This is a genomic window from Kytococcus sp. HMSC28H12 (genome assembly GCF_001816045.1).
Lineage (GTDB): Bacteria > Actinomycetota > Actinomycetes > Actinomycetales > Dermatophilaceae > Kytococcus > Kytococcus schroeteri.
Genome location: NZ_KV824451.1, coordinates 893 through 7,437, shown reverse-complemented (window position 1 = coordinate 7,437; position 6,545 = coordinate 893). Strand labels below are relative to the sequence as shown.

Sequence of the window (6,545 nt, the reverse complement as noted above, 5' to 3'; positions counted from 1 at the left end):
CCGGCCGGCCGACGCCCCCACCCCTCGCGGCGCGAGCTCGCGAGGAGAGGGCATGACCACCCACACCGCCGGCCCCGGCACCCCCGCCCAGCCCACCCTGGACGGCACCCCCACCACCTCCCGCCACCCGATGCGCGTCGTCAAGCGCAGCGGTGAGCACGAGGAGGTCGACCTGGCCAAGATCGTCACCGCCATCGAGCGCTGCACCGACGGCCTGCCCGAGGTAGACCCCATGCGCGTGGCCACCCGCACCATCGCCGGCCTCTACGACGGCGCCACCACCGCCGAACTGGACAAGCTCGCCATCGCCACCGCTGCGGAGATGACCGCCACCGAGCCGCAGTACTCCCGCCTGGCCGGACGGCTGCTGGCCGGCACCATCGACAAGGAGGTGCGCGGCCAGGGCATCGCCACCTTCAGCCAGGCCGTGCGTACCGGCCACGAGCAGGGCCTCATCGGCGACGTGACCGCCGCCTTCGTCGCCGAGCACGCCAGCCTCCTGGACGATGCCGTGCACCGCGCTCAAGCCGCCCACGCCGACTGGCGCTTCGACTACTTCGGCCTGCGCACCGTGTACGACCGCTACCTGCTGCGCCACCCCCTCACGCGGGCGGTCATCGAGTCGCCCCAGTACTGGCTGATGCGCGTGGCCGCCGGGCTCTCGCGCACCGCGCCGGAGGCGGTGGAGTTCTACGAGCTGCTCTCCTCCCTGGCCTACCTGCCCAGCTCGCCGACCCTGTTCAACTCCGGCCCCCGCCACACGCAGATGTCCAGCTGCTACCTCATCGACTCCCCGCGCGACGACCTCGACTCCATCTACGAGCGCTACCACCAGGTGGCCAAGCTCTCGAAGTTCGCCGGCGGCATCGGCCTGGCCTTCTCCCGCATCCGCTCCCGCGGGGCGCTGATCCGCGGCACCAACGGCCACTCCAACGGCATCGTGCCGTGGCTGCGCACGTTGGACTCCTCGGTGGCGGCGGTCAACCAGGGCGGCCGGCGCAAGGGTGCGGCGTGCATCTACCTCGAGCCGTGGCACCCGGACGTCGAGGAGTTCCTCGAGCTGCGCGACAACACCGGCGAGGACGCCCGCCGCACGCACAACCTCAACCTGGCCCACTGGATCCCCGACGAGTTCATGCGCCGTGTGGAGGCTGATGGGGAGTGGTCCCTCATCGACCCCGATGCCGTGCCGGAGCTGCCCGACCTGTGGGGCCCGGCCTTCGACGCCGCCTACCGCGCCGCCGAGGAGCGCGGTGACGTGGTGCGCACCGTCTCGGCGCGCTACCTCTACGGACGCATGATGCGGACCCTGGCCCAGACCGGCCAGGGGTGGATGACCTTCAAGGACGCCTCCAACCGGGCGTGCAACCAGACCAGCGACGACCAGACGCCGCGGGTGGCCGCCGACGGCACCGTCCAGCCGGCCCCGGTGGTGCACCTGAGCAACCTGTGCACCGAGATCATCGAGGTCACCAGCAACGACGAGACCGCCGTGTGCAACCTGGGGTCGGTGAACCTCGCCCAGCACCTCCGATGGAGTGACGGCACCACGGGTGCCCGCCCGCAGGACGCCGCCGCACGCGCGGTCGGCGTGGACGAGGAGAAGCTGCGCGCCACGGTGCGGCTGGCGGTCACCTACCTGGACCGCGTCATCGACATCAACTACTACCCCTCCGAGCAGGCGGCGGCGTCCAACCCGCGCTGGCGCCCCATCGGCCTGGGCTCGATGGGTTTGCAGGACGTGTTCTTCGCCCTGCGGATGCCGTTCGACTCGCCGGAGGCGCGCGAGCTGAGCACCCGGATCGCCGAGGAGATCCAGCTCTCCGCGCTGGAACGCTCGGCCGAGCTCGCCGAGCAGCTCGGGGCACACCCGAGCTTCGACGAGACGCGGGCTGCGAAGGGCCAGCTGCAGCACGACCTGTACGGGGTGACCCCCACGCAGACCGAGCGGTGGGCGGCGGTGCGCGCCCGCATCGCCGAGCACGGCCTGCGCAACTCGCTGATGATCGCCATCGCGCCCACGGCGACGATCGCCAGCATCGCCGGCTGCTACGAGTGCATCGAGCCGCAGGTGAGCAACCTGTTCAAGCGCGAGACGCTCTCGGGGGAGTTCATGCAGGTGAACACCGCGCTGGTGGACGAGCTGAAGTCCCTGGGTCTGTGGACCGACACGGTGCGCGAGAAGCTCAAGGCCGACAACGGGTCGGTGGCCGGCATCGCCGACCTGCCGGAGGAGGCCCGGCGGCTGTTCCGCACCGCGTGGGAGCTGCCGCAGAAGGCGCTCATCGAGATGGCCGCGGCCCGCCAGGCGTACGTGGACCAGAGCCAGAGCCTGAACCTGTTCATGGAGAGCCCCCACATCGGCAAGCTGAGCTCGATGTACCTGTACGCGTGGAAGGCCGGGCTGAAGACCACGTACTACCTGCGCAGCCGGCCGGCCACCCGCATCCAGCAGGCCACCGTGTCCGGTGTGCGTGCCGGCGCGAGCTGGGGCGCCGCGACGGGTGCCCCGGGCGCCAGCCAGCCCACGGCCCCTGGTGCGCCGGGCGTGGTCGGCGGGCTCACCGCATCGGAGCCGGTGCGGACCTTCACCGATGCCGAGGCGCTCGCCTGCTCGCTGGAGAACCCCGAGGCCTGTGAGGCCTGCGAGTAAGGCACCCGCGCACCCCACCCCCCGCGCACCCCACCCCCCCACGTTGAGTCGTCGTTCTCCGGGGTCCGGAGGGCTGATTCACCCCGAGGAACGACGACTCAACATCGATGAGGAGACTCCCGTGACCCAGCCGACCGACCCGACCAACCAGACCGTCACCAAGAACCAGGCCGCCGCCACCCACACCGACCACGTGGAGGCCGACCTGCACGACGCCGTGGCCCAGGGCTCCCGCCTGCTCGACCCCGGCATGTCGCTCACCCTGCGGCCGATGCGCTACCCGCAGTTCTACGAGATGTTCCGCGACGCCATCAAGAACACGTGGACGGTCGAGGAGATCGACCTCCACAGCGACCTGTCGGACCTGCACACCAAGCTGACCCCCGCCGAGCGCCACCTCGTGAGCCGCCTGGTGGCCTTCTTCGCCACCGGCGACACGATCGTGGCCAACAACCTGGTGCTCAACCTGTACCAGCACGTCAACTCCCCGGAGGCGCGCCTGTACCTCAGCCGGCAGCTGTTCGAGGAGGGCGTCCACATCCAGTTCTACCTGACCCTGCTCGACACCTACGTCCCGGACGAGGCCGAGCGCTTCGAGGCCTTCGCCGCCGTGGAGAACATCCCCTCCATCCGCAAGAAGGCCGAGTTCTGCTTCCGGTGGATCGACTCCATCCAGGACCTGGACCGCCTGGAGACCAAGGAGCAGCGCCGCCAGTTCCTGCTGAACCTCATCTGCTTCGGCACCTGCATCGAGGGCCTGTTCTTCTACGGCGCGTTCGCCTACGTGTACTTCCTGCGCAGCCGGGGTCTGCTCAACGGTCTCGCCTCGGGCACCAACTGGGTGTTCCGCGACGAGTCGATGCACATGGCCTTCGCCTTCGAGGTGGTGGAGACCGTGCGCACCGAGGAGCCCGACCTGTTCGATGCGGAGATGGCCGGCCAGGTGCGGCAGATGCTCATGGAGGCCGTCGACGCGGAGGCGCAGTTCGCCGAGGACCTGCTGGGTGGCGGCGTGGCCGGGCTGTCGGTGGCCGACATGCGCGCCTACCTGGAGAACGTGGCCGACCGCCGCGCCGTGCAGCTGGGCATGCCGGAGATCTACGGCACCAAGAACCCGTTGGCGTTCATGGAGCTCCAGGACGTGCAGGAGCTGAGCAACTTCTTCGAGCGCCGCGTGTCCGCGTACCAGGTGGGCGTGGAGGGCAGCGTCTCGTTCGACGAGGACTTCTGAGCCGCTGACTCAGAACCCGCACTGCCCGATGGGGGGGGTCGCCACGTGGCGACCACCCCCCATCGGCGTCGTGCCCGTCCAGGGGCCGGGCTGGACGCGCGTCAGACGCGGACCGGCTCCGGTGCCCGCAGCTGGTTGTCCTCGTCGTTGGTCTCGGACTCGTCGAAGCCGATGCCGCCGTAGGAGGCCGTGGGGACGGGGTCGGCGCTGGTCGCCTTGCCGGTGGCGCTGATCTGCAGCTGCAGCACGGAACCGGCCGGGATCGGCTGGTTGAGGGACCAGTCGGTGTCGAGGCCCGCGCTGTCGCGCCTGGTCTCCAGCGTGACCGGCTGGCCGTCGAGGGTCGCGGACTCGCACCGGAAGGTCTCGAAGTACTCCCCCCAGGTGTGGACGTTGCCATCATCCACGTAGGTGGAGTTGGCGAAGTAGTACACCGAGATGTCGGCGGGAACGGGGTTCGGGCCGTCACTGGTGACGGTGATCGTCGAGGGGTAGGCGATGTCGGCGGCGCCATCGCTGCACTCCACGCGCACGGTGTCGAAGGTGCCGGAGATGGCACCGTTCCACGGGGTCACCTCGCCGTATTTCACCTCCAGCACCCGGGTGTCGTTGGACGGGTCGGCGTCCGGCACCTGGGTTGCGATGTCGATCGTCATCGGCAGGTAGTCCTGCCGCACCTCGGTCACGCCGTCCTCGGGCATCTCGGAGAAGGCGATGTCCATGCTCGGACCCTCGTACTGCCCGGGCTCCACCGCAGCGATGACGGCGAACACGGCGGTCACCAGGTCACCATCCGTGGTGGTGGTCGGCTCGGAGAGCAGCGCCGGGTTGTAGTCCGTCAGGTCGCCCCACAGGCGCCGGTCCCAGGAGACGGTCAGGGTCACCCCGGTGGCGGGGGAGGCAGTGGTCCCGGTGTTCTCCAGCGTCCATACCCCGAGGTTGGCGCGGTTCCAGGCGTCCCGCTCGGGGGTGTACCAGGTGATCATCTGGCCCTTGTAGCTGGCTGCATTCAGGTCGTAGGTGGCCCCGCTGGCCGCGACCGCCGGAGCGGCGCCGGCGGCCAGGACGACCGGAGCGCTCCACGCTCCGGTCCTCACGAGGGTGCGACGGGTCAGGTTCATGGTTCCCCCTGGTGGGTCGACGACGAGTGCCGGATGCCCCCGGCGGCTCGATGTTAAAGCGATCCGGGAGTCCCGTGACCCGCCGACGGGCGGACCCCTGCGCGGTGTGCCTGCACCTTCGGTGGGGGCGGCCGCCACGGCGCTCAGCCGCGCGCCGATGTGCACCAGCGCGTTGCCGGCGTTGACCAGCGGCATCCCGGTGCGCCCCACCACCATCCCGTCGCGGTCGGCCTTGACCACGGCCAGGGCGCGCCCGAACGAGTTCCCCAGGCCCCCCAGGCGGTCACCCCGGGTGACCTCCTGGCCCAGGGCGCACTCCACCTGGAGGATGCCGGTGCGCCGCGCTCGCGGGCCGCCTGCCGCAGCGACCTGTCGCGGATCTGCGCGTGCAGCATCGCCGGCGCACCGAACGCGGTGGCCAACCGGCGGGTCAGGTCGTCGTCCAGGTCGGCCCGCACCCGTCGGATCACCTCCACGCCCACCACCTCGGCCCCGGTGACGGTGCGCGTCACCGGCAGCTCCACCTTCTGGGCACGCCCGGCACGCACCCGCACCGGCCCGATGCCGAAGCTCTCGCGGGCCACTCAGCGCCCCCGGTTGCGGCGGCGGTCGTGCACCGGACGGGTCACCTCCACCGCGTCGGCCTCGGACTCCTGCCAGGGGTTCACCCAGAAGGTCACCTGCTCGGTGCCGTCGGCGTCGGGCAGGGCGACGAGTTCCGCTCCACCGTGCACCGCGGCGGCAGCGTGGAGCCGGTCACCCTCGCCCCGGCCTACGAGGAGACCGCGGTGCGCGCCGCCCAGATCATGGGCCTGCGGGTGGCCGGCGTGGCCGAGCTGCTCGTGCACGCCGGCCACGAGCTGGTGGGCCGCACCCTGGCCGACTCCGGCCTCAGCGCAGGCTGAGGTCGTCCACGAGGAAGGACGTCTGGCCGCCGGAGTCCTCGGTGGCGGTGAGCTCCAGCACCACGGTCTGCCCCGCCCACCGGGCCAGGTCGGCGGTGCGGGTGGTGTAGGTGCTGCCGTGGTCGGCATTGGAGAAGGAGGCCACGGTGCCCAGCAGGCGGCCGTCGGTGCCCAGCACGCGCACCTGCATGCGGTCGTACGGCTGGGAGCGGTAGTACTCCGAGCTGTCCACGCGCAGGCGGAAGGCGAGCGTGGTGGCCCCCTGCGGCACGGTCACCCTCTGGCGCACGGTCTCGGTGCGGGCCTGCCCGTAGCCGCCGAGCCACAGCTTGGAGCTGCCGCTGGCCGCGGTGTACTGCGCGGAGTTGATGGTCCACGTGTCGCCGGTCCAGCCGGTGGTCCCGGCCTCGAAGTCGCCGTTGACGATGCCGCCGGTGGGCTGCGGGTCGGTCGTGGTGCCCCCGGCGGTGAGGGCGGTGGTGTCCAGCAGCAGGTTGGGCGAGCCGTAGGTGCCGCTGACCATGCCCTGGGTGGCGGTCTGCCGCAGGGCGGAGGCCACCTGCTGCACGGTGGCGGTGGGGTTCTTCTGCAGGTAGAGCGCCGCCGCGCCGGCCACGTGCGGGGCGGCCATGGAG

5 protein-coding genes and 1 pseudogene are annotated in these 6,545 nt (G+C 71.1%); 3 read left to right on the top strand and 3 right to left on the bottom strand.

What is annotated here, in order from left to right:
- The first annotated feature begins 52 nt into the window (after positions 1–52).
- Together HMPREF3099_RS06105 and HMPREF3099_RS06100 are read left to right on the top strand one after the other, a co-directional pair.
- Positions 53–2,653, top strand: a complete 2,601-nt coding sequence (locus HMPREF3099_RS06105; RefSeq protein ID WP_141762022.1) for a ribonucleoside-diphosphate reductase subunit alpha — start codon at positions 53–55, stop codon at positions 2,651–2,653.
- Positions 2,654–2,774: 121 nt separating this feature from the next.
- Complete coding sequence (locus tag HMPREF3099_RS06100) at positions 2,775–3,884, top strand: ribonucleotide-diphosphate reductase subunit beta (RefSeq protein WP_083323548.1); 1,110 nt, start codon at positions 2,775–2,777, stop codon at positions 3,882–3,884.
- Positions 3,885–3,985: 101 nt separating this feature from the next.
- On the opposite strand, the gene HMPREF3099_RS13260 is transcribed toward HMPREF3099_RS06100, so the two are convergent.
- Positions 3,986–5,326: a hypothetical protein gene (locus tag HMPREF3099_RS13260; protein ID WP_180802209.1), complete on the bottom strand. Its 1,341-nt coding sequence runs from the start codon at positions 5,324–5,326 to the stop codon at positions 3,986–3,988.
- 263 nt (positions 5,327–5,589) lie between these two features.
- A complete protein-coding gene (locus tag HMPREF3099_RS12845) occupies positions 5,590–5,739 on the bottom strand; it encodes a hypothetical protein (RefSeq protein WP_168168457.1) in 150 nt (49 codons plus the stop codon).
- Here HMPREF3099_RS12845 and HMPREF3099_RS12370 point away from each other — a divergent pair.
- A pseudogene (locus tag HMPREF3099_RS12370) lies at positions 5,710–5,835 on the top strand (30S ribosomal protein S6--L-glutamate ligase); the annotation flags it as partial. The gene HMPREF3099_RS12845 and the pseudogene HMPREF3099_RS12370 sit on opposite strands and share 30 nt — an antisense overlap.
- Before the next feature lie 61 nt (positions 5,836–5,896).
- On the opposite strand, the gene HMPREF3099_RS06085 reads toward HMPREF3099_RS12370, so the two are convergent.
- Positions 5,897–6,545 (bottom strand): S8 family serine peptidase (locus HMPREF3099_RS06085; RefSeq protein WP_168168459.1); only part of this gene is annotated, 649 nt, incomplete at its 5' end.